Source organism: Streptomyces sp. NPDC039430 (assembly GCF_055639435.1).
Map to the genome: position 1 here is coordinate 276679 of NZ_JBVKAK010000003.1, position 24301 is coordinate 300979.

At 72.3% G+C, this 24301-nt stretch carries 19 protein-coding genes; 9 read left to right on the top strand and 10 right to left on the bottom strand.

Annotated features, from left to right (window positions below):
• Nucleotides 1–88 precede the first annotated feature (88 nt).
• Nucleotides 89–1255: a serine hydrolase domain-containing protein gene (locus tag ACZ7LS_RS10400; protein ID WP_382524691.1), complete on the bottom strand. Its 1167-nt coding sequence runs from the start codon at nucleotides 1253–1255 to the stop codon at nucleotides 89–91.
• Nucleotides 1256–1507: 252 nt separating this feature from the next.
• Here ACZ7LS_RS10400 and ACZ7LS_RS10405 point away from each other — a divergent pair, with 252 nt between their 5' ends.
• Nucleotides 1508–1831: a plasmid stabilization protein gene (locus ACZ7LS_RS10405; RefSeq protein WP_385129180.1), complete on the top strand. Its 324-nt coding sequence runs from the start codon at nucleotides 1508–1510 to the stop codon at nucleotides 1829–1831.
• Nucleotides 1832–1848: 17 nt separating this feature from the next.
• Here ACZ7LS_RS10405 and ACZ7LS_RS10410 read toward each other — a convergent pair whose 3' ends face one another.
• Entirely contained in the window at nucleotides 1849–2043 is a 195-nt protein-coding gene (locus ACZ7LS_RS10410) for a hypothetical protein (protein WP_382665806.1), read from the bottom strand.
• Nucleotides 2044–2223: 180 nt separating this feature from the next.
• Here ACZ7LS_RS10410 and ACZ7LS_RS10415 point away from each other — a divergent pair, with 180 nt between their 5' ends.
• Nucleotides 2224–3990 (top strand): glycoside hydrolase family 13 protein, encoded by a 1767-nt coding sequence (locus tag ACZ7LS_RS10415; RefSeq protein ID WP_385129182.1) that lies wholly within the window; start codon nucleotides 2224–2226, stop codon nucleotides 3988–3990.
• Nucleotides 3991–4080: 90 nt separating this feature from the next.
• Here the strand turns inward: ACZ7LS_RS10415 and ACZ7LS_RS10420 are convergent, their stop codons facing one another.
• The gene (locus ACZ7LS_RS10420; RefSeq protein WP_385129184.1) at nucleotides 4081–5097 is read right to left on the bottom strand and encodes a sporulation protein; all 1017 of its coding nucleotides are present in this window, start codon (nucleotides 5095–5097) and stop codon (nucleotides 4081–4083) included.
• A 118-nt stretch (nucleotides 5098–5215) separates the two neighbouring features.
• On the bottom strand, nucleotides 5216–6508 hold the full coding sequence (clpX, locus tag ACZ7LS_RS10425; RefSeq protein ID WP_382524681.1) for an ATP-dependent Clp protease ATP-binding subunit ClpX: 1293 nt from the start codon (nucleotides 6506–6508) through the stop codon (nucleotides 5216–5218).
• A gap of 122 nt (nucleotides 6509–6630) precedes the next feature.
• Between clpX and ACZ7LS_RS10430 the strand changes: the two genes are divergently transcribed.
• The 3 genes from ACZ7LS_RS10430 to ACZ7LS_RS10440 all read left to right on the top strand — a co-directional run bounded on the left by ACZ7LS_RS10430 (nucleotide 6631) and on the right by ACZ7LS_RS10440 (nucleotide 11068).
• Complete coding sequence (locus tag ACZ7LS_RS10430; protein ID WP_382665800.1) at nucleotides 6631–7833, top strand: TetR/AcrR family transcriptional regulator; 1203 nt, start codon at nucleotides 6631–6633, stop codon at nucleotides 7831–7833.
• Between the two features lie 284 nt (nucleotides 7834–8117).
• Entirely contained in the window at nucleotides 8118–9224 is a 1107-nt protein-coding gene (rsgA, locus tag ACZ7LS_RS10435) for a ribosome small subunit-dependent GTPase A (RefSeq protein WP_382524677.1), read from the top strand.
• A 182-nt stretch (nucleotides 9225–9406) separates the two neighbouring features.
• A complete protein-coding gene (locus ACZ7LS_RS10440; RefSeq protein ID WP_385129431.1) occupies nucleotides 9407–11068 on the top strand; it encodes an Ada metal-binding domain-containing protein in 1662 nt (553 codons plus the stop codon).
• A gap of 78 nt (nucleotides 11069–11146) precedes the next feature.
• Here the strand turns inward: ACZ7LS_RS10440 and ACZ7LS_RS10445 are convergent, their stop codons facing one another.
• Both ACZ7LS_RS10445 and ACZ7LS_RS10450 read right to left on the bottom strand, forming a co-directional pair.
• Complete coding sequence (locus ACZ7LS_RS10445; RefSeq protein WP_382524675.1) at nucleotides 11147–11512, bottom strand: PPOX class F420-dependent oxidoreductase; 366 nt, start codon at nucleotides 11510–11512, stop codon at nucleotides 11147–11149.
• 129 nt (nucleotides 11513–11641) lie between these two features.
• The gene (locus ACZ7LS_RS10450) at nucleotides 11642–12634 is read right to left on the bottom strand and encodes a helix-turn-helix domain-containing protein (protein ID WP_382524673.1); all 993 of its coding nucleotides are present in this window, start codon (nucleotides 12632–12634) and stop codon (nucleotides 11642–11644) included.
• Between the two features lie 329 nt (nucleotides 12635–12963).
• Between ACZ7LS_RS10450 and ACZ7LS_RS10455 the strand changes: the two genes are divergently transcribed.
• Nucleotides 12964–14577 (top strand): protein phosphatase 2C domain-containing protein, encoded by a 1614-nt coding sequence (locus tag ACZ7LS_RS10455; protein ID WP_385129187.1) that lies wholly within the window; start codon nucleotides 12964–12966, stop codon nucleotides 14575–14577.
• Nucleotides 14578–14626: 49 nt separating this feature from the next.
• Nucleotides 14627–16369 (top strand): pyruvate dehydrogenase, encoded by a 1743-nt coding sequence (locus ACZ7LS_RS10460; protein WP_382665792.1) that lies wholly within the window; start codon nucleotides 14627–14629, stop codon nucleotides 16367–16369.
• 27 nt (nucleotides 16370–16396) lie between these two features.
• On the opposite strand, the gene ACZ7LS_RS10465 is transcribed toward ACZ7LS_RS10460, so the two are convergent.
• On the bottom strand, nucleotides 16397–19504 hold the full coding sequence (locus ACZ7LS_RS10465; RefSeq protein ID WP_385129189.1) for a glycoside hydrolase family 38 N-terminal domain-containing protein: 3108 nt from the start codon (nucleotides 19502–19504) through the stop codon (nucleotides 16397–16399).
• A gap of 229 nt (nucleotides 19505–19733) precedes the next feature.
• On the opposite strand from ACZ7LS_RS10465, the gene ACZ7LS_RS10470 reads away from it, so the two are divergent.
• Entirely contained in the window at nucleotides 19734–20126 is a 393-nt protein-coding gene (locus ACZ7LS_RS10470; RefSeq protein WP_382524665.1) for an ATP-binding protein, read from the top strand.
• A 138-nt stretch (nucleotides 20127–20264) separates the two neighbouring features.
• Here ACZ7LS_RS10470 and ACZ7LS_RS10475 read toward each other — a convergent pair whose 3' ends face one another.
• Both ACZ7LS_RS10475 and ACZ7LS_RS10480 read right to left on the bottom strand, forming a co-directional pair.
• Complete coding sequence (locus tag ACZ7LS_RS10475) at nucleotides 20265–21323, bottom strand: DUF2637 domain-containing protein (RefSeq protein ID WP_382524663.1); 1059 nt, start codon at nucleotides 21321–21323, stop codon at nucleotides 20265–20267.
• 210 nt (nucleotides 21324–21533) lie between these two features.
• Complete coding sequence (locus ACZ7LS_RS10480) at nucleotides 21534–22382, bottom strand: (2Fe-2S)-binding protein (protein WP_382882158.1); 849 nt, start codon at nucleotides 22380–22382, stop codon at nucleotides 21534–21536.
• Nucleotides 22383–22503: 121 nt separating this feature from the next.
• Here ACZ7LS_RS10480 and ACZ7LS_RS10485 point away from each other — a divergent pair, with 121 nt between their 5' ends.
• Nucleotides 22504–23343 (top strand): GntR family transcriptional regulator, encoded by an 840-nt coding sequence (locus tag ACZ7LS_RS10485; protein ID WP_385129192.1) that lies wholly within the window; start codon nucleotides 22504–22506, stop codon nucleotides 23341–23343.
• 143 nt (nucleotides 23344–23486) lie between these two features.
• Here the strand turns inward: ACZ7LS_RS10485 and ACZ7LS_RS10490 are convergent, their stop codons facing one another.
• A complete protein-coding gene (locus tag ACZ7LS_RS10490) occupies nucleotides 23487–24254 on the bottom strand; it encodes an enoyl-CoA hydratase/isomerase family protein (RefSeq protein WP_382524658.1) in 768 nt (255 codons plus the stop codon).
• Between the last annotated feature and the right edge of the window lie 47 nt (nucleotides 24255–24301).

Sequence of the window (24301 nt, forward strand, 5' to 3'; positions counted from 1 at the left end):
GCCGGGGAGAGCCGCGGCGCGGGCCGTCGCCGGCGCGGCACCGGCCACGGCCCCGGCCGCGTGGCCGCCACGCCGGCCGCCGTAGGGGCTACAGCGCGCTGTACAGCGCGTCGATCAGCGCCATCTTGCGTGGATCGTCGGCGATGTGCGAACCCATCCGGTTCATGACGTAACCCATGCTGATGCCCGCCTCCGGATCCGCGAGTCCGCAGGAACCGCCGAAGCCGTCGTGGCCGACCGCCCTCGGATTGGGGCCGTACGAGCCGTTGGCCCCGCTCAGCCAGAGCCCGAGGCCGATCTCCGTGTCATGCGCGAAACCCGCGCCGAGCACCAGGTCCCGGCAGCGGCCCTGGCCCTCGCGGATCCGCTCGACGGTCTCGGGCGAGAGCACGCGGTGCTCGCCGAGGCGCCCGCGCCCGGCCACGATCCCGTACAGCGCCGCGACCGCGCGGGCCGTGCCGTGCCCGTTGGCGGCGGGGATCTCGGCGGCGCGCCACGCGGCCGTGTTGGCCTCGTCGGCACCGGTCGCGGGGTTGCCCAGGGCCGCGAGCGCGACCGGCTCCATCCGGGCGAAGGCGGCGGTCTGTTCGGCGGTGAGGGGCACGCGCGGATGTACCAGCTCGGCGACGCGGCCGGCCTCCTTCTCCGGCAGACCGATCGTGAAGTCGATACCGAGCGGTCCGGTCACCTCCCGGCGCAGGAACTCACCCGGCAGCAGGCCCGTGACACGTCGGACGACCTCGCCGACCAGGAAGCCGTAGGTGATCGGGTGATAGCCGGACCGGGTGCCCGGCTCCCACCAGGGCTCCGTCGCGGCGAGCCGGGACGTGGTCAGCTCCCAGTCGTAGAGCTGCTCGACGGAGTGCGGCTCGCGCAGTCCCGCCAGTCCCGCGCGGTGCGCGAGCAGCTGCCGTACGAGCACGGCCTCCTTGCCCGCCGCGGCGAACTCGGGCCAGTACGCGGCGACCGGCGCGTCCGGGTCGAGCAGTCCGCGGTCGATCAGCAGATGCGCGCACAGGGCCGTCGGACCCTTGGTCGTCGACCACACATTGACCAGGGTCTCGCGCTCCCACGGCCGGGTCCGCGCGCCGTCGGCCCAGCCCGCCCACAGGTCGACGACAGGCTCGCCGCCGGCCAGCACGGTGACGCCCGCGCCGAGTTCGCCGCGCTCCTCGAAGTTCCGCTCGAACGCGGCGCGCACGGCGGTGAACCGTTCGTCGCAGTGTCCCTGTATGCCTGGTACGCGTGGTGTCATCTGGCCCCTCCATCGCCCCGGGCGGGCCGGGTGACCCGCTTGCCGATCCGGCTGTCCGGAAACGTACCGACTGGTCGGACCGGCGGGAAGATCGCGGGCTCCGCCGCACAGTGCGGGACAGTGCCGGACGGATCGGCTCATCCGCGCCCGCCGTCGCCATCAAGTTGCCGGTCCCGAAGGGGGGTAGGAGGGTGACCTCAAGAGCATCATCCGCTCCATCCGCCATAAAACGGACCATGAGGAGTGATCCATATGCCACGAGGCTCCAGCCCCAAACGTGAGCGCCAGTACGAAGACATCAAGGACAGCGCGCGAAAGCGCGGCGAGAGCACGATGCGGTCGGAGGAGATCGCCGCACGCACCGTGAACAAGGAACGGGCCCGCGCCGGGGAGTCCCGTACGGCGAGCAAGACGTCGACGCAGGACATGGCGTCCGCCACGCGCGGCGGGCAGCGCTCGCACAGCGGGGCCGCCGGGCCGACGTACGACCAGCTGTACGCCGAGGCGCAGCGCCGCAATGTGCACGGCCGCTCGTCCATGAACAAGGCCGAGCTGATGCGCGAACTGGGCCGCTGACCCGCTCGCGATCCGCTTCACCGTCGCCGCGTGGGCAGGAACTCGGCGAACCGATAGGTCAGTACGGCGCTGCGCGCCGCGGCGACGCCCGCGGCGCGCGGCGCCTCGCGCACGGTGGAGCGGCCCGCGCCGGGGGCCCCGCCGGGCGGCTCGGCGGCGGGCCGGCCACTCGCCCGGAGGAGCTGGGGGAACCGTTCCGCGCGAGGTGTCACGCGCCGGGCCGCGACGCGCGGCCACGGGCGGGGCCGTCGTGCGGGGGAGACGGCGCGGCCGCGGGGAAGGGCCGTCGGGCGGGCATGCGGGGACGGGCTGGGCGTCCGGTGCGGTGAAGGGATGATCGCACCGCACCACTACAGTTTCAGCGCCCCCTCAGCCCAGCACGAGAGGTTTCAGTGACTCAGCACGCGTTCCCGGACGGCAATGGCGACGGCGACGGAAGCGGCGACGGCTTCGGCTTCGGCGGCCACGGCACCGGCGGCCACGGCGGCCACGGCGGAAGAGACCACGGGCGCGACTGGTGGCGGGAGTCCGTCGTCTACCAGATCTACGTCCCCAGCTTCGCCGACGCCGACGGCGACGGGATGGGCGACCTCCGCGGGATCACCGACCGGCTCGGCCATGTCGCCGAACTCGGCGCGGACGCCGTCTGGCTCACCCCGTTCTACCGCTCCCCGCTGGCCGACGGAGGCTATGACGTAGCCGACTACCGGGACGTCGACCCGCGGCACGGCACCCTCGACGACTTCCGCGCGCTCCTCGGCCGGGCCCGCGCCCTCGGGCTCCGTACGATCGTCGACATCGTGCCGAACCACTGCTCCGACCAGCACCCCTGGTTCGCCGAGGCACTGGCGTCCGGGCCCGGCTCGGCCGCCCGCGACCGCTTCGTCTTCCGGGACGGGCGCGGCCCCGACGGCGCCGAGCCGCCCGCGGACTGGCAGTCGAAGTTCGGCGGCCCGGCCTGGACGCGGGTCCCCGACGGCCAGTGGTACATGCATATCTTCGCGGCCGAGCAGCCCGACCTGAACTGGGAGAACCCCGACGTCACGGCGGAGTTCGAGAGCATCCTGCGGTTCTGGCTGGACCTCGGGGTCGACGGCTTCCGCATCGATGTGGCGCACGGGCTGCGCAAAGACCTCACCGCGCCGCTGCGCGACACCCGGGGCGGTGACACCGCGCCCCTCAACTCCCCGCCCAGCGGCGAGAACCACCCCTTCTGGGACCGCGACGAGGTCCATGACATCTACCGCGTCTGGCGGAAGATCACCGACTCGTACGCCCCGCCCCGGATCATGGTCGCCGAGGCGGGGGTGAGCGCCGCCAGGCTGCCGCTCTACACCCGGCCCGACGAACTGCACCAGGCGTTCAACTTCTTCCATCTGCGCTGCCCGTGGGACGCCGGCTCCTTCCGCGACGTCATCGACACCTCGCTCACCGGCGCGGCCTCGGCCGGGGCGCTGCCGACCTGGGTGCTCTCCAACCACGATGTGGTGCGCCACCGCACCCGGTACGGACTGCCGGAGGGCATCGACCTCCGTGCCTGGCTGCGGACCGACGGCCGGGACCCGGCGCCCGACGACGCCCTGAGCGGCCGGCGGGCGCGGGCCGCCGCGCTGCTGACCCTCGCGCTGCCCGGTACGACGTACCTCTACCAGGGCGAGGAACTGGGCCTGCCCGAGGTCACCGATCTGCCGGCGGACGCGCTGCGCGACCCGATGTGGGAGCGCACGGGACACCGGGTGAAGGGCCGCGACGGCTGCCGCGTGCCGCTGCCGTGGACCACGGCCGGCTCCTCGTACGGTTTCGGCCCCGGCGGCAGCTGGCTGCCGCAGCCCGACGACTGGGGCACGTGGTCGGTGGAGGCCCAGTCCGGCAGGCCCGACTCCTTCCTGGAGCTGTACCGTACGGCGCTGTCCCTGCGCCGGGGCTTCCTGGGCGACGAGAGCTTCGCGTGGCTGCCGTCGGCCCCGGGCGAACTGGTCTTCAGGAAGGGCGCGGGCCTGGTCTGCCGGGTCAACCTCTCCGGCGCGCCGCTGCCGTTGACCCTGCCCGCCGGGGCGACGACGCTGCTGGCGAGCGGCGAACTGACGGCCGGAGCCGGGCAGGACACCACCCTGCTGCCGCCGGACACGGCGGTCTGGCTGGACACGAGGGAGAGCTGACGGCACGCGGGGCGGTGGCCGACCGCCACCGCCCCGCGCACGTCCGGCCGGGTGGACGGCCGGGTGGACGGACGGGCGGTCGACGCGCCGCTACTCGTCGCCGCCCGCGTCCTCGCCCGCGTCCTCCTCCTCGCCCTCGAACGCGTCACCGATCTCGTCGACGACCTCGGCGGCCACCATGCCGCCGACCACGCCTACCGCCACGCCCGCGGCGACCCCGGCCACCACCGCACCCGTGCCGGGACCGGACCGATGCCCGTCCGAGTGGTGGTCACCGTGCTGCCCGCCGTGGTGCTGCTCGCCGTAGTGGCCGCCGTAGTGGCCCGGCCGCGCGCCGCGGCTGTCGACGAGCTGCTTGATCCATCTGTCGACCTCGGCGGTCCAGTCGAGATGCTGGACGTTGTGGTGCGAGACCGTGAACCGGTGGAGCGTGTCGTGCCCGCCGGAGAAGAGCCCTCCGCGCTTGTCGGCCTCGATGACGACATCCATCCCGCCGGCGGTGGCGAGGAAGGTGACCTCGATCTCGTTCAGCGCGTGCGCGTAGTGCGCCGGCGGGGTGAGTTCGAGCTCCTGGTAGAAGGGCAGCCGCTGGTCGGTGCCGTTGACGCGGCCCAGTTCGAGATCGGCTGATCTGAAGCCCCAGCCGAGCTGGCCGAGGGCCTCCAGAACGGCCTCCTGGACCGGCAGGGGAGACACGCTGAGCTGGTCGAGATCGCCCTTGTCCCGAGCCCCGGACACCACCAGCTCGGTCCGTACCCCGAGCACCACGCCCAGCGGCTGGCCGTAGAGCTCGGTCACGGGCGTCTCCCACGGGAGGGTCAGCATGAACGGAATCGTATGTTCCGATTCCTCCGCCAGTGTGAACCCGCCGGCGACGGTGACCCGGTCGAAGACGACCGTGCCCTCGCTCTCCTCGTCCTGTCCCTCGGCCTCGACACGGGCGACCAGGTCCAGTGTGATCTGCTCGATCTCCAGGTCCGTACGGCCGCCCCGCAGCCGTACCCGGCCCGACAGCGGGCCGCCGGGCACGGCCGCCGTGCCGTCCAGCACGGTGTCGACCGAGGGGCCGCCGACACCGACGGCTCCGAGCAGTTTCTTGAACACCATCGTGGCGTCCACTCCTTCATAGGGGTGTTGAACGCCACCAGAACTACCGCGGAGAGCGGAAGGGTTCCCCACAGGCTCCCCGGCCGGGCGGGTTTCCGGCCACCCGGCCCGCGGTGCGCTACGCGGAGCGGTCCCGGCGCTCCCGGGTGCGGGCGGGCTTCTCGCGCGGTACGAGCGTGGGGTTGACGTTGTCGAGCACGGTGTCACGGTCGACCACGACCCGCGCCACATCGTCCCGGCTCGGCACCTCGTACATCACATTGAGCAGCACCTCTTCGAGGATCGCGCGGGCCGCGCGGGCGCCGGTGCGGCGCAGCAGCGCCTGCTCGGCGATCGCGCCGATGGCGTCCTCGGTGAACTCCAGCTCCACGCCGTCGATTTCGAAGAGCTTCTGGTACTGCCTGATCAGCGCGTTGCGCGGCTCGGTGAGGATCCGCGTCAACGCCGCCCGGTCCAGCGGCTGGACGGTCGTCACCATCGGGAGGCGGCCGACGATCTCCGGGATCAGCCCGAACTTCAGCAGATCCTCGGGCATCGCCTCGGCGTAGACGTCACGCCGCTCGCGCTCCTCCTTGCCGGTGATCGTCGCGCCGAAGCCGATGCCCTTCGCTCCCGCGCGCGACTCGATGATCTTCTCCAGGCCGGCGAAGGCGCCGCCCACGATGAACAGCACGTTGGCCGTGTCGATCTGGAGGAACTCCTGCTGCGGATGTTTCCGGCCGCCCTGCGGCGGTACGGAGGCGGTGGTGCCCTCCAGGATCTTCAGCAGGGCCTGCTGGACGCCCTCGCCGGAGACATCGCGGGTGATCGACGGGTTCTCGCTCCTGCGGGCGATTTTGTCGATCTCGTCGATGTAGATGATCCCGGTCTCGGCCTTCTTGACGTCGTAGTCGGCCGCCTGGATCAGCTTCAGCAGGATGTTCTCGACGTCCTCACCCACATACCCGGCCTCGGTGAGCGCGGTGGCGTCGGCGATCGCGAACGGCACGTCGAGCATCCGGGCGAGCGTCTGGACCAGATATGTCTTGCCGCAGCCGGTCGGACCGATCAACAGGATGTTGGACTTGCCGAGTTCGACCGGCTCGCCCCCGTGCGCGGCCTCCGCGCGCTCATCCGTCCGGATGCGCTTGTAGTGGTTGTAGACGGCCACCGAGAGCGCCATCTTGGCGTTCGTCTGGCCGACGACATACTGGTCGAGGAAGGCGTGGATCTCGCGCGGCTTCGGCAGCTCCCAGTGCCCGTCCCCGTGCTCGCCGACGAGCTCCTCCGCGATCAACTCATTGCAGAGCCCCACGCATTCGTCGCAGATGCAGACGGGACTCGGGCCCGCGATGAGCTTCCTCACCTGCTTCTGGTTCTTCCCGCAGAAAGTGCACCTCAGCAGTTCGCCGCCGTCACCGATGTGTGCCACTGGGAAGCGTCTCCTCAACGGTTGTGCGGCAGTCGCATGGTTGGACCATATGACATCACCATCTGAACGGTCACGGTATCTTGAAGCGGCACTGAACAGCAAAGCGGGGACGAGTGAGGGCGATGGGCCGGCTCAGCAGAGCGGAGCTGCAGGAGCACAACCGCGCCAAGATACTCGCCGCCGCCAGGGACGAGTTCGCGGAGCGCGGATTCAGGGACGCCAAGGTCGACGATATCGCCGGACGCGCGGGACTGACGCGCGGGGCGGTCTACTCCAACTTCCCCGGGAAAAGGGCACTTTACTTCGCCGTCCTGGCAGGTCTCGCCGAGCGCGAGTCCACGGCCGGATCCATATCCCCGCGCGAGCCCCTGGCCGTATCCCCGGCCGAGTCCCTGTCGGCCTTCGAGTCCCTGTCCGCGTCCCTGCCCGAGGGCGCGGCCGAGGCCGCCTCCGGGACCACCCGTGACGCGCTCGGCGCGCTCGCCCGCGCATGGGTCGCACGGCTGCCGCTCGCCGACACCGACGAGGAACACGGCCCGGCCCGGCTCGGGACGCATGTGATGCCGGAAGTGCTCGCCGAGGGGCGGATCCGGCGGCCCTTCGCGCAGTTGATGAAACTGGACGCGATCCTGCTCGGACTGGCCCTGGAGCGCCTCCGGCCGCCCGAGGCGCACGACGGGTCCGGAAGTCAGGTGCGGGTCGCGGAGGCCGCGCTCACCCTCCTGCACGGCGCGAGCCGGCTCGCCGCCGTGGCGCCCGGCTTCGTGGAGCCCTTCAATGTCGTCAGCGCCGTCGAGCAGGTGGCCGGCCTCGTGCTCCACGACTGGTGGCCGCCCCCGCATGTGATCACCCAGGCATGGCCGACCGACGAGCCGTGGGACCCGCCGCGGGTGCGGGACGCGGTACGCGGCGAGCCCGCGCGGCTCACGGACGACGGCGTGGTGGCGATTCTCGGACTGCACCGGATCGAGGCCGTGGAAGAGGCGGTACGGGCCGCACCGCCCGGCGCCCGTATCACCGCCGTCCTCGTCACCGGCGACCCCGCCGAACTGGCGCCACTGGCGCGGCTGACCGTCGCCGGCCTCTGCAACTGCCTGCGCCAGGCGTTCCCGTCCTCGGCCTGGCCCCGGCTGCAAGTGGTGTTCGACGAGTCGGGCGCCTTCGCCGCGGCGGCGGGACTGCCCGCCGTCAGCGACGCGACCGAGGCCGCCGTGCGCGTCGAGGCGGGCCGTATCGTCGCCCGCGCCGACGGCCGCGGCGCGTGCCACGCGGCGGCGTCCGCGGAGGTGGCGGCCCCGGCCGTACCGGCGGACGGGACCGGTTAATCACCTCGCGCCGCCTCGTCCCGTAAGGCTAGGGTGAGCGCCGTACGGCCGACCGCCGACGTCGGTCATGGGCCGTCGCGGTTCTGACCGATGCGCATCAGTTCGGATCGGAACAGAACGGACCGAGGAATCAGGAGGTGAGGACATTGATGACTGTCACCACGCTGGGCGCTGCCCAGGAAGAGAAGTTCATCAATCCCACCCCCGTGGTCTCCGGCTGACCTTCCTCTGCTTCTTTCCCGCGCCGACGCGCGTGCCGGGGCCACCCTTGTGAAGGGTTCCCCTTGTCTTTCTCCTCTCTGCCCGCATTCCCCTCGTCGCACCCGCTCGTCCCGTACGGCTGGGACGAGGGCTGGGAAGCCGCGTTCGTCCCGTACGCCGAACGCGGCCTGGTGCCCGGCCGCGTGGTACGGGTCGACCGCGGCCAGTGTGATGTCGTCACCCCGTCAGGACCGGTGCGGGCCGACACCGAGTTCGTGACGCCGCGTGATCCCCTGCGGGTGATCTGCACCGGCGACTGGGCCGCCGTCGACCCGGGCGGTGATCCCCGGTTCGTACGGGAGTATCTGCCGCGGCGCACCGCGTTCGTACGGTCCACCGCCTCCACCCGGTCCGAGGGACAGATCCTCGCGGCCAACGTCGATCACGCGGTCATCGCCGTCTCCCTCGCCGTCGAACTCGACCTCGGGCGGGTCGAGCGCTTTCTCGCCCTCGGCTGGGAGAGCGGCGCCCTTCCGGTCATCGTGCTCACCAAGACCGACCTCGTGAGCGACCCCGCCGTCCTCGGTCATCTGGCCGAGGACGTACGGAACACCGCGCCCGGCGTACAGGTGCTGGCCGTCAGCTCGGCCACGGGGGAGGGGATCGATGTGCTCTCCGCCGTGCTGTCGGGCGGCACCAGCGTCCTCCTCGGGATCTCCGGGGCGGGGAAGTCGACCCTCGCCAACGCCCTGCTCGGGGAGGAGGTCATGGATGTGCGGGCCACCCGCGACGCGGACGGGAAGGGGCGGCACACCACCACGACCCGGAATCTCCTCGCCATGCCCGGGGGCGGTGTGCTCATCGACACTCCGGGGCTGCGCGGTGTCGGGCTGTGGGACGCCGAGACCGGGGTCGGGCAGGTCTTCTCGGAGATCGACGGGCTCGCCGCGGAGTGCCGGTTCCACGACTGCGCGCATCTGGCGGAGCCGGGATGCGCCGTGCTCGCCGCGGTGGAGGACGGCTCGCTGTCCGTGCGGCGGCTGGAGAGCTACCGCAAGCTGCTGCGCGAGAACCAGCGCATCGTCGCGAAGACCGACGCCCGGCTGCGCGGTGAGATCCGGCGGGACTGGAAGCGCAAGGGCGCGGAGGGCCGCGCGGCCATGGAGGCCAAGCGCGGACGGATCCGGTAGCGGCGGGTGGTCGGCCGTACGCCCGTAGCCGGGCCGCCGTACGGGCGTACGGCGGCCCGGGGGCGCGCAGGGCACGTACGGCGGCCCGGGGGCGCACGCGCCGACCGCGGCGCCCGGAAGCCGACCGCGGCGTCCGAAATCCGCGAGTCCGGCTGGCCGGGCCGTCGCACACTGGAACCGTGATGGACGAGGAGACGAGATACGAGGCGGTCGCCAGTCGTGACGCGCGGTTCGACGGCGCGTTCTTCTTCGCCGTCGAGACGACCGGGATCTACTGCCGGCCGAGCTGCCCCGCCGTGACCCCGAAGCGGAAGAACGTTCGGTTCTACCCGACCGCGGCCGCCGCCCAGGGCCACGGCTTCCGGGCCTGCCGGCGGTGCAGGCCGGACGCCGTGCCCGGGTCGGCGGAGTGGAACGTACGCGCCGATGTCGTCGGCCGTGCGATGCGGATGATCGGCGACGGGATCGTGGACCGGGAGGGTGTGCCGGGGCTGGCCGGGCGCCTCGGTTACAGCGCCCGGCAGGTGCAGCGCCAGCTCACCGCCGAACTGGGCGCGGGACCCGTCGCGCTCGCCCGTGCCCAGCGGGCGCACACGGCACGGGTGTTGCTCCAGACGACCGGGCTGCCGGTCACGGAGATCGCGTTCGCGGCCGGGTTCGCGAGCGTGCGCCAGTTCAACGACACGATCCGGCAGATCTACGCCCGTACCCCCAGCGCGCTGCGCGCCGAGTCGGGGACCGGGGCGAGGGCCAAGGCGGGGACCGGGACAGGTACCAAGGCAGGTACCAAGGCTGCTACCAAGGCAGGGGCCAAGGCGGGCACCCGCACCCTGACCAGGGCCCCGGCCGCGGTGCTCCCGGGGGACGGGGCGTCGCCCACCGGCCTGCCGCCTCTCACCGGCATCCCGCTGCGGCTCGCCTACCGGGGTCCCTACGCCGCCCGCGAGGTCTTCGACCTCCTCGCCCGCGAAGCCCTCCCGCACACGGAAGAGGTCACCGGCAAACCCGGCGCCCGCACCTACCGGCGTACGCTGCGGCTGCCGCACGGCCCCGGGTTCGTCTCCGTGGACGAGGCCCGGCCGACGGGCGACGCACGCGACCGACGCGGCGCGGGCGACCCACGCGGCACAGGTGACTCGCGCGTCCGGAGCGGCTGGCTGGAGGCGCGGATCCACCTCACCGAGCTGCGTGACCTGACCACCGCCGTACAGCGGCTGCGCCGGCTCTTCGACCTCGACGCCGATCCGTACGCCGTGGACGAGCGGCTCGGCGCCGACCCACGGCTCGCCCCGCTCGTCGCCGCCCGCCCCGGGCTGCGCTCGCCCGGCGCGGCCGAACCCGAGGAGTACGCGCTGCGCGCGCTCGTGGGCCACGAGGCGGCCGTGCGGCTCGTCGAGAGATACGGCGAGCCGGTGGACCATCCCCACGGCCGGCCCGACCGGCTGTTCCCCGAACCGGCGGCCCTGCGTGCCGACCCGGTGGCGGGCCCGCTCGCCACCGCGCTCACCGACGGCACCGTACGGCTCGACCCCGGAGCGGACCGCGACGAGGCCGAGCGGGCCCTGCTGACCGTGCCCGGGGTGACCCGTCGTACCGCGGCGCTGATCCGGATGCGGGCGCTCGGCGACCCGGATGTGGCGCCGGACGCGGGGCCCGAGGAGGAACGCGACGCCGAGGCGTGGCGGCCCTGGCGGTCCTACGCGACACGGCATCTGCGTCTCGACGGACCTGACGGACTCGACCGGCTCGACCGGCTCGACGGATGCGACAGGTTCGACGCTCTCGACGCGGTCCACGCCGTACCCGCCGGCACGGGCGGGGAGCCGGGCTCGGCCTCCGTGTGACGGGTCACGCGGAGGCGCCGGCGACGGTGGTGGACGTGGCGGGTGCGGCAGGGGTGGCGGGTGCGGCGGGCGTGCGGGTCAGTCGAGACCCCAGCTGTGGATCCACCGGGGATGAATACGGATCAGCTCCTCGCTGAAGTGCGGACCGAGGTCGTGCGGCCCGGTCAGCAGCTCCGCCTCACCCCGGATGTCCACCCCGCGCACCCGCCACGGATCGGTGCTGACGATGTCGTCGACGACCAGTGCCACCCGCGGATTCGCCTGGAGATTGCGCCACTTCTTGGTGGTGCCCAGCGCCAGCCCCCCGATCAGGATGGTGCCGTCGTCCTGCGGGAAGAAGCCGACCGGGTTGGCCTGCGGCTGTCCCTTGGGATCCACGGTCGCCATCCGCCCCAGCCTCTGGGACCTCAGATACGCGCGCTCGGCCTCACTGAATTCGGTCATGGTCCCAGCCTCACACGGATGCCTCACGCGGCGCACCCGTCCCGGGCCCTGGACGAATGAGTCCCCGGCCGAGGCGGCCCCAGGGACGCGCGCCCGGAGGCGGTCCCGGGGGCCCCGCGCTCAGGGCCTTCAGGGCCGCGGGTCGCGCGCCACCCAGCCCTTCTCGTAGGCGTGCCAGCCCAGCTGGAGACGGGTCGTCACCCCGCTCAGCTCCATCAGCCCTTTCACCCGGCGCTGTACGGTGCGCAGCCCCAGGTCCAGCTGTTTGGCCACGCTCGCGTCGGTCATGCCGGCGAGCAGCAGCGACAGGACCTCCAGGTCGGTGGTGTCAGGACCGGGAGCGGCCAGCTCCATGACCGCGCCGCCCGTACCGAGCCGGAGCGGCAGCGCCTCGCGCCACACCGCCTCGAAGAGCCCCATCAGCGACTCCAGCAGTCCGCTGGCGTGCACGACCAGGGCCGCGGGCCCGACCCCACGGCCCGTCAGCGGCACCATCGCCAGGGCGCGGTCGGCCACCACCAGCTTCGTCGGCACCCGCTCGGTCACCCGGACCTGCTCGTCGCGGCCCAGCGCGGCGGACAGTTCGGTGATGCCGGTCGGCAGCGAGAGCACCTCGCGTTCGAGTACCACCCGGTACGCGACCCCGCGCTCGGCCGCCCGCTCCTCGGCCTCGTTGTCCATCCCGGTCACGGCCACCGGCCGGCCGGTGACGAGGGCGCAGACCTCCTCCACGGCACCCAGCTGCAACTGGCGGAAGCGGTGGGCCACCGCGCTCGCGCCCGTCACCACCTCGATCAGATCGTGCACCGCGGGTTCGGTGGCCTCCGCGCGGTACTCCTCCGCGAGCAGCACGGCGGCCAGCTCGGCCTGTTCCAGCTCATGGCGGTGCTGGGTGAGCAGCGCGCCGAGCGCGACGGCGGGTGGCGCCGCGACCCACCGTCCGGCACGGGACGAGGACTGCGCGGCCAGGCCCTGCCGCTCCAGCCGGCGCAGGGCCCGTTCGGTGTCGGGCTCGGGCAGCGCCAGCCGATGGGCCAGATCCGCCACCTCCGCGGCGCCGATCGCCACCAGCGCGCGGTACGCGGACTCCTGTCTCTCGTCGAGACCTATCGCTCCCAGCATCCCTGCCAACCCCTCCCTGGACGCCACGCGGCCTCCCCGGCCGCGCTCTTTCCGCCATGCGCCGTGGCGGAAACCGGCCACGGCGTAAACCCGCCGCTCCCCATCATCCCTGTACAGGCCCTTTGTCTGCCAAGGTGGCGCCATCACAGCAGCAACAGACCCGGTCATATGCCCCCTGGGTATGCATGACCCGGCTCTGCTCGAATCTGTGAACGTCCGCCGGGCGTCCTTCCCGTGGGGGGTGGGGTCGCCCGGCGGATTCAGGGTTTCTCCCCGGCCTTTACCGCGCGCTCCGTTTTCGCGCCCCCGCCGCGGTCGAAAATAGGGTCATGAGCCAGCAGGGGGAGAGGCCGGCCGACGGCGACTGGTGGAACCGGCTGTACGACGCGTCCGTGCCGGACACCGGTCCCGCCCCGGCGGCGGGTGACACGCTCGACGACCGCTTCGACTCGGCGGCTGACGCGCTGTCGGACACGGACGCGATCGCGGGCACGGACACGGATACGCGCACGTATGCGGACGCGGGCACGTATGCGGAAGCGGTCGCGGATTCGGTGCCGGACGCGGCCGGGACGCGGCCCGAGGACATGGCTCCGGAGCGCCCGCGACCTCAGCGGCCCGCCGCGGGGGCGCCGTGGGCGCCGGCCGCTGCCTACGCGCCCAGTGACGCACGGCCGCTGCCGGGCGCCGCCGCCGAGCCGCCGCCGCCCTCGCCTCCGCCCGCTCGGCGCCCCGCGGACCCGCCCCGGCCCCCGGATCCGCGCCGGCCGACTCCCGTAACCTCCGCGCCCCGTGAGTCCGCAACCCCTGCCGCCCCGGCCCCGCCCGCCCCCGCGGCCCCGTATGTGCCGCCTGTCCCTCCCCGCCCCGTCACCCACGTCGGCAACGGGCTCCCCACCTACGACCCCGAACCCGCCGCCCTGCCCGCCGCGCACGCCGACGGGATGGACGAGATCGTCGCCGACACCGTCCTCGACGGTGCGCGCTACGGCGCGTACACGCTGCGGGCCATGTCCGTACGGGGCGACTCCGCGCGCTACCGCGGCGAGCCCCGCCGCGACGCGCTCCTGACCGCCCGCTTCGGGGAGGGCGCCGACGCGCTCGTCCTCGTCGCCGTCGCCAGCGGAGCCCGCGCCACCGGGGGCGCCCACCGCGCCGCGGCGGACGTGGCCCGGTGGATCGGCGACGCCGTCGGACGCGGCCACGGCAGCCTCTCCGCGGACATACGGGCGGGCCGCAGGGGCGAGCTCAAGTCCGGCCTGCGGCGGCTGACCGGCCGGGGGTTCGGCAAGCTCAGGGCCCGCGCCGCCGAACTGGGACTGCCTCCCGGGCAGTACACCGCCGACCTGCGCTGTCTGCTGCTCTCCGCGGATCCCGGCTGCCGTACTCGCGTGTTCTTCGGGGTCGGCGACGGCGGCCTCTTCCGGCTCAGGGACGGCGCCTGGCAGGACCTGGAGCCGCCCCTCGCCGACCCCGCCGCCTCCACCGGCGCGCCCGTGGTCGGCTTCGGCTCCCCGCCTCCCGAAACACCCGAGGGCGACCGGCTGACGATGGATCTGGCGATCACGAAGCCCCCGTCCCCCTACACCCCGTACTCTCCGACTCCGTATCCCTCGTCCCCGCGGGCCGCCTCCCGGAGCGCCGCCTCCCCGCAGGCCGCCTCCCCGCATGGCGAGGCGCCGCACGGCGAGGCGCCGCAGCCTCCTCCGCCGGCCGAGCCCTTCCGGTTCCGCGCCTCGGTGGCCCGGCCGGGTGACACCCTCCTGCTGTGCAGCGCCGGCCTGGCCGAACCGCTGCGCGGCGAGCCCGCGCTCGCTCGCGAACTGGCCGACCGCTGGGGCCGGGGAGGCCCGCCGGGTATGGCCGAGTTCCTCGCGGACACCGGGCTGCGGGTGAAGGGTTACGCCGACGACCGCACAGCGGCCGGCGTCTGGGAGGCGTAAGCCCGTCCGGCGTGCGTTGATGGACACCGGACAGAAAGGGTGCGCTTCCATGGCCAAGCAGAGCGTGGCGGAACAGTTCGTCGACATCCTCGCCAAGGCGGGGGTCCAGCGGCTGTACGGAGTCGTCGGAGACAGCCTCAACCCCGTCGTCGACGCCATCCGGCGTACCCGCGCGATCGACTGGATCCAGGTCAGGCACGAGGAGACCGCCGCCTTCGCGGCCGGCGCCGAGGCCCAGATCACCGGCAAGCTCGCCGCCTGCGCCGGCTCCTGCGGTCCCGGCAATCTGCATCTCATCAACGGCCTGTACGACGCCCACCGCTCCATGGCGCCCGTCCTCGCGCTCGCCTCCCACATCCCGTCCAGCGAGATCGGTCTCAGCTACTTCCAGGAGACCCACCCGGATCTGCTGTTCGGTGAGTGCAGCCACTACAACGAGATGATCTCCAACCCGCGGCAGATGCCGCGCCTCGTCCAGACGGCGATCCAGCACGCCATCGGCCGGAGCGGCGTCAGCGTGGTCACCCTGCCGGGCGACGTCGCCTCCGCGCCCGCCCCCGAGAAGGCGGAGGAGCACGCGCTCGTCACCTCCCGGCCGTCCGTGCGCCCCGGTGACGCGGAGATCGACAAGCTCGTCCGCATGGTCGACGAGGCGGACCGGATCACGCTCTTCTGCGGCAGCGGCACGGCCGGCGCGCATGCCCAGGTGATGGAGTTCGCCGAGCGCGTCAAGTCCCCCGTGGGGCACGCCCTGCGCGGCAAGGAATGGATCCAGTACGACAACCCGTACGACGTGGGGATGAGCGGACTGCTCGGCTACGGCGCCGCGTACGAGGCCACCCACCAGTGCGATCTGCTGATCCTGCTCGGCACGGACTTCCCGTACAACGCCTTCCTGCCCGACGATGTCAAGATCGTGCAGGTCGACATCAGACCGGAACACCTCGGCCGCCGATCCAAGCTGGACCTCGCCGTCTGGGGAGATGTCCGCGAGACGCTGAGCTGTGTGACACCGCGCGTGCGGGCCAAGACGGACCGCAGGTTCCTCGACAAGATGCTGAAGAAACACGCCGACGCGCTGGAAGGCGTGGTCAAGGCGTACACCCGCAACGTCGAGAAGCACGTCCCGATCCACCCCGAGTACGTCGCCTCCGTACTGGACGAACTCGCCGACGACGACGCCGTGTTCACCGTCGACACCGGCATGTGCAACGTCTGGGCGGCCCGTTACCTCACACCGAACGGACGGCGCCGTGTCATCGGCTCGTTCAGCCACGGCTCGATGGCCAACGCACTGCCGCAGGCCATCGGAGCGCAGTTCACCGACCGTGGCCGCCAGGTCGTCTCGATGTCGGGGGACGGCGGGTTCTCCATGCTGATGGGCGACTTCCTCACCCTCGTCCAGTACGACCTGCCGGTGAAGATCGTCCTGTTCAACAACTCGGCGCTCGGGATGGTGGAGGTGGAGATGATGGTGGCCGGGCTGCCGTCGTACGGCACGACGAACCACAACCCGGACTTCGCCGCCGTCGCCCGCGCCGCCGGTGCCTACGGGGTACGGGTGGAGAAGCCCCGGCAGCTCGCGGGCGCGCTCAAGGACGCCTTCAAGCACAAGGGCCCGGCGCTGGTCGATGTCGTCACCGACCCGAACGCGCTGTCCATCCCCCCGAAGATCAGCGCCGACATGGTGACGGGCTTCGCGCTCTCGGCCAGCAAGATCGTCCTGGACGGCGGGGTGGGCCGCATGGTCCAGATGGCACGCTCCAACCTGCGGAACGTGCCACGGCCCTGACCGGTGTGGTTCCGTTCGCCCCGAAGCTCAGGCGGGCGTGAGCCGCAGTGTCAGGATCTGGAACGGCCGCAGCCGCAGCCGCGGTCCCTCCTCGCCCGTCTCCGCGTCGTGCAGCGGCCGTTCCAGCAGATCCGTCACCCGCGCGCCGATCACCGGGAAGCCGACCCGCAGCGTCGCCTCGGCCCGGCCGCCGGCCGACTCGTAGAGCCGTACGATCACATCGCCGCTCCGGTCCTCGGCGAGCTTGACCGCCTCCACGGTCACCGCCGGATGGTCGGCGATCACCAGCGGCGGCTGTTCCGGCGCCGGCGCCACGCGCAGCGGCAGATTGAGCGCCAGGCCCTCCTGCACCGTCTCCTCCACCGTCCCGCCGGGCAGCAGCGCGTACCGGAAGCGGTGCGTGCCCAGATCCGTCTCCGGGTCCGGGCTGTGCGGGGCGCGCAGCAGCGTCAGCCGTACGGTCGTGCCGAGCCCGTCCGCGTGCGGCGTCCGCGTCACATCGTGCCCGTACGTCGAGTCGTTGAGCACCGCGACGCCGTAGCCGGGCTCCGCGACCCGCAGCCAGCGGTGCGCGCAGATCTCGAACCGGGCGGCGTCCCAGCCGGTGTTGTCGTGCGTCGCCCGGTGCACATGGCCGAACTGCACCTCGGCGGTGGACCGTTCGGCGTGCACATCGAGCGGGAACGCGGCCTTGAGGACCTTCTCCGACTCCTGCCAGTCGACCTCGGTGACGATATCGACCCGCCGGGCGTCGGCGGTGAGCCTGATCTCCTGGGTGATCCGGGACGCCCCGAACGTCCGCACCACCCGTACCGCCGCCCTCAGCGGCCCCTCCTCGATCAGCTCGACGGAGTCGGCGGCGGTCAGATCGGTGTGCCGGTGCCGGTAGTGCCGGTCGATGTCCCAGGCGTCCCACTGATTGGGGTGGTCGGGATGCAGCTGCAGCAGATTGCCCCGGCCGCCGGGCGCCAGCACCTCGCGGCCCGCGACGAGATCGCGTACGGAGGCGAGCAGCCCGTCCGCGTCGATGACCACCTCCAGCCGCTGATCGCGCAGCACGAAGCCGCCGCCGGCCGCGACGGCCGTCACGGGGGCCGGGGCGAGCGTGGTGAACGTGCCCGGCGCCACCGCCCTGACCAGGGCCGGGGCGAGCACCTCGGCGCCGGCCAGCGGCTGGGTCACGACACCCTCCGCCACATCGGAGGCGCGGGCCTCGACGACATCACGGCGGGCGAAGGGCGCCGCGTTCCACACCCCCACCGCGCTCCCGTCGCGGCCCAGCGCCGCCAGCGCCTCCCCGATGATGCCCGTCAGCTCGTCCCGTACCGCCGCGTAGGTCGCGCGCGCCTCCCGGTGCACCCAGGCGATCGACGAGCCCGGCAGGATGTCATGGAACTGGTGCAGCAGCACCGTCTTCCAGATCCGGTCCAGCTCCTCGTACGGATACGCGTACGGAGCGGCGCGGCCCCCCGAGTGCAGCGCCGCCGCCGTCGCCCACAACTCGGCTTCCCGTAGGAGATGTTCGGCGCGCCGGTTGCCCTGCTTGGTCTTGGCCTGGGTGGTGTACGTGGCGCGGTGCAGCTCCAGATACAGCTCGCCCGACCACACCGGGGCCCGGTCGCCGTACTCCTCCTCGGCCGCCGCGAAGAACGCCGCCGGGTGCTCGATCTCGACCCGGGGCGAGCCCTCCAGGGACTTCAGCCGCCGGGCCCGCTCCATCATCTCCCGGGTGGGGCCGCCCCCGCCGTCGCCCCAGCCGAACGGCACCAGCGAACGGGACGCCCGCCCCTTCTCGGCGAAGTTCCGCTCCGCGTGGGCCAGTTCGCCGCCATGGAACTGAGAGTTGTACGTGTCGACCGGCGGGAAGTGGGTGAAGACGCGCGAGCCGTCGATGCCCTCCCACCAGAAGGAGTGGTGCGGCATCTTGTTCGACTGGTTCCAGGACAGCTTCTGGGTGAGGAACCACTTCACCCCGGCGAGCTTCGCCAGCTGCGGGAAGGCGGCCGTGTATCCGAAGGAGTCGGGCAGCCAGATCTCCTCCGTCTCGACGCCCAGCTCCTCCTGGAAGAACCGCTTGCCGTGCACGATCTGCCGGGCCAGCGCCTCCCCGCCGGGCATGTTGGCGTCCGACTCCACCCACATGGAGCCCACCGGCGCCCATGTCCCGTCCGCCACCGTCTGCTTGATCCGCTCCCAGATGTGCGGCTGGTGGTCCCGCACCCAGGCGTACTGCTGCGCCTGCGAGCAGGCGAAGACCAGCTCGGGGTAGTCGGCGGCGAGCGCCGTGACATTGGCGAAGGTCCGTGACGCCTTCCGTACGGTCTCCCGCAGCGGCCACAGCCAGGCCGAGTCGATATGCGCGTGCCCCGCCGCCGAGATCCGGTGGGCGCTCGGGGACGCGGGCCGCGAGAGCACCTCCGTCAGCTCGGCCCGCCCGGCGCCGGCCGTGCCCGCCACATCGTGCAGATCGAGCGCGTCGAGCATGGACTCCAGGGCGCGCAGGATCTCATGGCGGCGTGAGCGGTCCGCGGGCAGCTCGCGCATCAGTTCCGTGAGCACCTCGGCATCGAGGATCAGATGCCAGACCTCCTCGTCCAGGACGGCCAGGTCGGCGGCGGCGAAGCGGTAGAGCGGACGGTCGCCCGCGGTCAGTACGTCACCGAGGAGCGTCGGCTCGAAGTCGTGCAGGACGGCCGGATTGGCGGCGGCCTCCAGCAGCAGCCGGACGGACTCGCCACCGGTCGCGGGCGCGGCGACGGGGATGTGGCGGTTGCGCGGATGGATGCCCTTGAGGGGGACGCCCGCGGCGTCGTACACCAGACCCTCGGCCTGGAAACCGGGCCCCTCACCGGTGAACCCGGGGTCGACGACCACCTCGACCCGCCGCCCGGCCCAGGACTCGGGGACCACGCCCTCCAGCCGGAACCAGCTGGTGGACCAGGGAGAACCCCACTCCGTGCCGGTCGTGAACGGCTCGTAGGAGCCCTGGAGCGCCCGCTCCACCGGTACGGGCTCGCCCGGCGCGTGCCAGACGGAGAGCGCGAGCGGCTCCCGGGCCGCGTACAGCGCGGGACGGATGAACTGGCGCAGCGCCCGCTCCAGCCGCCCTTCCACCAGGGATCGGTCGTCGTGCATCGGTGCTCCTCGCTCCTCGGGATCGGTTCGCACGGTTTCACTCCCCCCTCACTTCCCCGGGCAGTCCTCGCGCACCCGCCGCGCGCCGTCTGCCCCCGCCGCGGCGATCAGGTGATGAACACGATGAGTGGTCTATTCCGGGTGGGGAATGCATCTCCTGTACGCAAACGAGCACGGGGCGGGTCAGGACCATCGGGGAGAGGGACGTCATGACCGGGGGGACAGAGTGATGAGAGGTCTGCGGCGCAGAGTCGGGGGCGCCGATCTCGCGGCCGTCCCCGAAGTACGCCACGCGTTGCGGGAGATGCTGCGGCACTGGCAGGAGCGGGACTCCGCGGCGGTGGCCGAGCTGCTGATCAGCGAGCTGGTCACGAACGCACTGGTGCATACGGACGACGGCGCCGTGGTCACCGCGACCATCGCGGACTCCCGGCTGCGCGTGGAGGTACGGGACTTCGTCGCCGGGGTGCCCGCGCCGCCCGCGCCGGAGCGGCCGGTGCCCGACGACGCCACGCACGGGCGGGGGCTCGCGCTGGTACGGAGCCTCGCGGACGACTGGGGGATACGGGCGAGGCCGGTGGGCAAGGTGGTGTGGTTCGAGCTCAACGGCGAGGCGGCGTAAGGACGGTGCGGGAAGGAGCGTACGTACGGTGAAGGGGCGAGCGTGGGCCGGGACGAAACAGCGGACCGGCGTGACGGCAGTCCGTCACACCGGTCCGAGTGCTGTTCCCCCGAGGTCGCTCAGGCCGACCTCTCCGCGTCAGCCGAACTGCTTCTCCAGATCCTTGAGTTTGCGCTCCAGGGAGTCGAGCCTGGGCAGCGCCATGGTGTCGTCCTCCGCGGTCAGGTCGACCGTACGGGGAGTCTCACTGGTCTTGACGGGCTGAAGGGAGAGCCGGGAGTGCTGGTTCAGCTGGCCGGGCTCCACTATGGCAGGCTCCGCTGCGGCTTCGACGGCGGGCGGCGAGCCCGATCCCGAGTTCACGGCGGGAAGGGCCACCTGACGGCCGCCCCGTGCCCGGCCCCAGGCCCGGTGCTGGCGGTTGAGCGCCTTGATCTGCGCCCGGTCCAGCTTCTCCTGCTCCCGCCTGCGGTGCCGGTTCTGCTCCTTCTGGCGACGGTCCTCGCGTACCTCGTCGACCGCCTCGTCCAGTGTGCGGACACCTTCCAGCAGCATCAGCGACCAGGCGCCGAAGGTCTCGCGGGGCGCCCGCAGCCACCGTACGATCCGGATCTGCGGCAGCGGACGGGGGACGAGACCCTGCTCGCGCAGGGCCGCGCGGCGCGTCTGCTTCAGCGCGCGGTCGAACAGGACCGCGGCCGAGAGGGACATGCCGGAGAAGAACTGCGGAGCGCCTTCGTGGCCGAGACCCGTGGGCGCGTGCACCCAGTTGAACCAGGCGGCGGCACCGGCGAACGTCCACACCAGCAGCCGCGAGCCGAGGGCCGCGTCGCCGTGGCTGGCCTCGCGCACCGCGAGCACGGAGCAGAACATCGCCGCTCCGTCGAGACCGAACGGGACGAGATACTCCCAGCCTCCGCTGAGGCCGAGGTTCTCCTGGCCGAAGCCGACCAGGCCCTTGAACGAGAGCGCGGCGGCGACCGCCGCGCAGCAGAAGAGGAGCGCGTAGGAGGCGATGCCGTAGATGGCTTCCTTGCGCCTGCGCCGCTCCTCGCTGCGTTCCCACGAATCCTCGACGGGTGCGGGCTTGTCAGCCGCGCGCTTGCCGCGCGCGAACACCGCCACCGCCACCAGGATTCCGACGAGCAGGACGACGCCGGGAAGCAGCCAGTTCAGCGATATGTCAGTCAGTCGCATGCGGTGTTCCTTGCATCGCAGTAGGGCGTTTGGGACGCCATTTTGGCGGAAGTGCGGTGACGCTCAGGGGGTTTCGGGACAAGAGAACACCAACGAGGCGGTGCAGCACGTGAAGAGGCACGAACGGCTGACACTGCCGTTCGGCAGGTGGCTGTCATGTTCGATTAATATCACCCCTGCGGGTGGCGTGGGAGCGAGGGTGACGCGGAGTCAGACGCTCGCGGCGAGCTTCCTGACCCGGTCGTTGTCGCAGGTACGCGGACAGGTGACGCAGGTGTCCTCGGGGCGCAGTGTGTAGAAGAGGCAGCAACTGGCCCGGTCACGGGTCGGCAAAGATTCGCCGTCGGGGCCGGTCAGCTCACGGAAACCCGCCGTACCGACGTACGGCGCGGTCGTGCCCGGCATCAGCCGTTCCAGCTCCGCCATCGCGTACCGCTCCTCGCCCAGCAGATGGGCGATGTACCAGAGCCCCTCGACGATCTCGTCGGTCGCCATCCCCCACAGCGCACGTTTGCCGCGCCGCATCCGCGGGGCGAAACCGTCGAGGACCGGTGCGAGATGGCCGGCGACGGCCTCCCGCACCTCGGCGCGCAGGGCCTCCTCGCCCGGGACGATCCGGGCGCCGGGCAGTGTCGCGGCCGGGTCGTCCGGCAGACAGGCGAACTCATCGATCCGGACGGTCATCCGGCCCAGCGCCCGGTGGAAGGACACGGCCTCGACGGGCAGGCGGGGCACCCTGCGGTGCAGGAACCAGGGCACGGTGATCAGCAGACAGGCCGGCCAGGCGTACCGGTGGAAGGCGAAACCGGCGATCACATCGGGGCGCGCTTCCTGTCCGTAGTCCCGGCGCACCTGCTCCTCGTCCCAGGCGAGGAACGTATCGAGGGCCGCGCCCCCGGCCGCCAGATCCGCCGCGCTCACCCAGCCGTTTCCGGCAGCGGGCCGCTCACTCTCGGTGAGCAGGTCGATGCTCAGCGCGGGGAACACCTCGGTCAGACGGGCGTACGCGTCCGTCACGGGAGAGGCGAGGAGGCCGGGCAGCAGGGTGGGCAGGGTCATGCAGGGACCACCGAATCGGGATCGTTTGCAGGTAAGCCTTACCTTACCCGATGTGATCGAGGTTTGAACTGCGGCCCGGTCGGCCTATCGTGCACAGGCGAGGAGAGGGAGGTGGACAGGAGTGGAGCAGGGCGGAGCGCGCGACGCGGCCGTGCCGCGGCCGTATGCGCCGGGGGCGCCGGCCCCCGGGTCCCGGCAGGTGCCGGAGCAGGTGCGCGGCGAGCACACACACAGTGAGCGGGAGGGCGCCGGGACTCCCGCGCGGTCCCCGTCCCCGCCTCAGTCCCCGCCCCCGGCGCCCTCCCCGGCGCCGGCACCGCCCACGTGCGCGTCCTCGCCGGTACGCCGTCATTCCGTACGCGGACAGATCCTCGACGCCCTGCGCACCGCGCTCGTCAGCGGTGAGCTGGCGCCCGGCGAGGTCTACTCGGCGCCCGTGCTCGGCGAGCGCTTCGGCGTCTCCGCCACTCCGGTACGTGAGGCCATGCAGCGGCTCGCGCTGGAGGGCGCCGTCGAGGTCGTGCTCAACCGAGGCTTCCGCGTCATCGAACGCAGCGCCCGTGAACTGGCCGAACTGGCCGAGGTGCGCGCCCTGATCGAAGTGCCGGTGATGCTGCGGCTGGCCCGTACCGTGCCCGCCGAACGCTGGGCGGAACTGGTCCCGTTGGCGGAGGCGACGGGCGCCGCGGCCGCTGTCGGGGACCGGGCGGCGTACGCGGAGTGCGACCGCGCCTTCCACCGCGCGCTGCTCACCCTCTCGGGCAACGAGCAACTGGTCATGGTGGCCGACGATCTGCACCGCCGCTCGCAGTGGCCGCTGGTCAGCGCGCCGGCCGTACGCCGCGCCGATCTGGTCGCCGACGCCGCCGAACACTCCGCGCTGCTCGACGCGTTGACGGCGCGCGACCTGCCGGTGGTGCAGTCGCTGATACGGGAGCACTTCACGGGCTCGGCCGGCTGAGACCGTACGGATCCCTCGCGCGCCCGCTTTCCCCGGCGCCACTCTTCCCGGCGCCACTCCGCCCGGTGTCACCCTCCCCGGCGTCCCTTTCCTTGCTGTCGCTTTCTCCGGTGTCGCTTTCCCTGGCGTCAGCTTCCCTGGCGTCAGCGATGCCGGGAGGCGGCCGCCGCCATGGTCAGCGCCGAGGTCATCAGCTCCGCGTCGAGCAGGGTGGTGTCCGCGAGACGGTTCGCGCCCCCGTACGCGTTCAGCATCACCTTGGCGGTGCGCAGCGCCGCCGGGGACCTGCGGACCATCGGCCTGACCCACGCCTCGACAGCGCTGTCCAGCTCGGCCATCGGGACGACCTTGTGCAGGACGGACAGCTCCACGGCCGTCGCCGCGTCGAAATTGTCGCCGGTCAGCAGTAGCTCGCGGACCCTGGCGGCGCCCGCCTCCTGCATCAGCCTCGGCAGCGCCCCTCCCCAGGCCGGAGGCATACCCAGGGCGAGTTCGGGCATACGGAAACGGCAGTCGTCCGCCCCTGCCCGCAGATCGCAGAACACCGCGAGAGCGAGTCCCGCTCCTATGACGCCGCCGTGCAGCCGCGCGATGGTGACCACGTCGGCCGTCGCGAGTGCGTCGCAGACCCGGCGCGCCTTCTTGCCCAGGGTACGAAGGCTCGCCCCACTGGGGTCGGCGGCCAGGAATTCGGCGAATTCCGCCCGGTCCCCGCCGAGACTGAAGTCGCTCCCCGCGCCGGAGAGGATCAACACCCGTATTCCGGGGTCGTTCTGAAGGGCGCTCAGTACGGAGAGCAGTTCGTCCAGGAGCGTGCCGGACACGGCATTGCCGGTCTCGGGGGAGTTCAACTCCACCTTCAGCACGGGCCCGTCCTGTATGACCCGGAGTGCCTTGAACTCTTCCACCACGCGGTTCCCTGTGTATATGTCAGTTCTCAATGTGTCGCGCCGCGATG

What these genes read in the sequence shown, in the direction of transcription:
- ACZ7LS_RS10400 (WP_382524691.1), bottom strand. Translation starts at nt 1,255, where the DNA reads ATGACACCACGCGTACCAGGCATACAGGGACACTGCGACGAACGGTTC.
- ACZ7LS_RS10405 (WP_385129180.1), top strand. Translation starts at nt 1,508, where the DNA reads ATGCCACGAGGCTCCAGCCCCAAACGTGAGCGCCAGTACGAAGACATC.
- ACZ7LS_RS10420 (WP_385129184.1), bottom strand. Translation starts at nt 5,097, where the DNA reads ATGGTGTTCAAGAAACTGCTCGGAGCCGTCGGTGTCGGCGGCCCCTCG.
- ACZ7LS_RS10430 (WP_382665800.1), top strand. Translation starts at nt 6,631, where the DNA reads ATGGGCCGGCTCAGCAGAGCGGAGCTGCAGGAGCACAACCGCGCCAAG.
- ACZ7LS_RS10440 (WP_385129431.1), top strand. Translation starts at nt 9,407, where the DNA reads ATGGACGAGGAGACGAGATACGAGGCGGTCGCCAGTCGTGACGCGCGG.
- ACZ7LS_RS10445 (WP_382524675.1), bottom strand. Translation starts at nt 11,512, where the DNA reads ATGACCGAATTCAGTGAGGCCGAGCGCGCGTATCTGAGGTCCCAGAGG.
- ACZ7LS_RS10450 (WP_382524673.1), bottom strand. Translation starts at nt 12,634, where the DNA reads ATGCTGGGAGCGATAGGTCTCGACGAGAGACAGGAGTCCGCGTACCGC.
- ACZ7LS_RS10455 (WP_385129187.1), top strand. Translation starts at nt 12,964, where the DNA reads ATGAGCCAGCAGGGGGAGAGGCCGGCCGACGGCGACTGGTGGAACCGG.
- ACZ7LS_RS10460 (WP_382665792.1), top strand. Translation starts at nt 14,627, where the DNA reads ATGGCCAAGCAGAGCGTGGCGGAACAGTTCGTCGACATCCTCGCCAAG.
- ACZ7LS_RS10465 (WP_385129189.1), bottom strand. Translation starts at nt 19,504, where the DNA reads ATGCACGACGACCGATCCCTGGTGGAAGGGCGGCTGGAGCGGGCGCTG.
- ACZ7LS_RS10470 (WP_382524665.1), top strand. Translation starts at nt 19,734, where the DNA reads ATGAGAGGTCTGCGGCGCAGAGTCGGGGGCGCCGATCTCGCGGCCGTC.
- ACZ7LS_RS10475 (WP_382524663.1), bottom strand. Translation starts at nt 21,323, where the DNA reads ATGCGACTGACTGACATATCGCTGAACTGGCTGCTTCCCGGCGTCGTC.
- ACZ7LS_RS10480 (WP_382882158.1), bottom strand. Translation starts at nt 22,382, where the DNA reads ATGACCCTGCCCACCCTGCTGCCCGGCCTCCTCGCCTCTCCCGTGACG.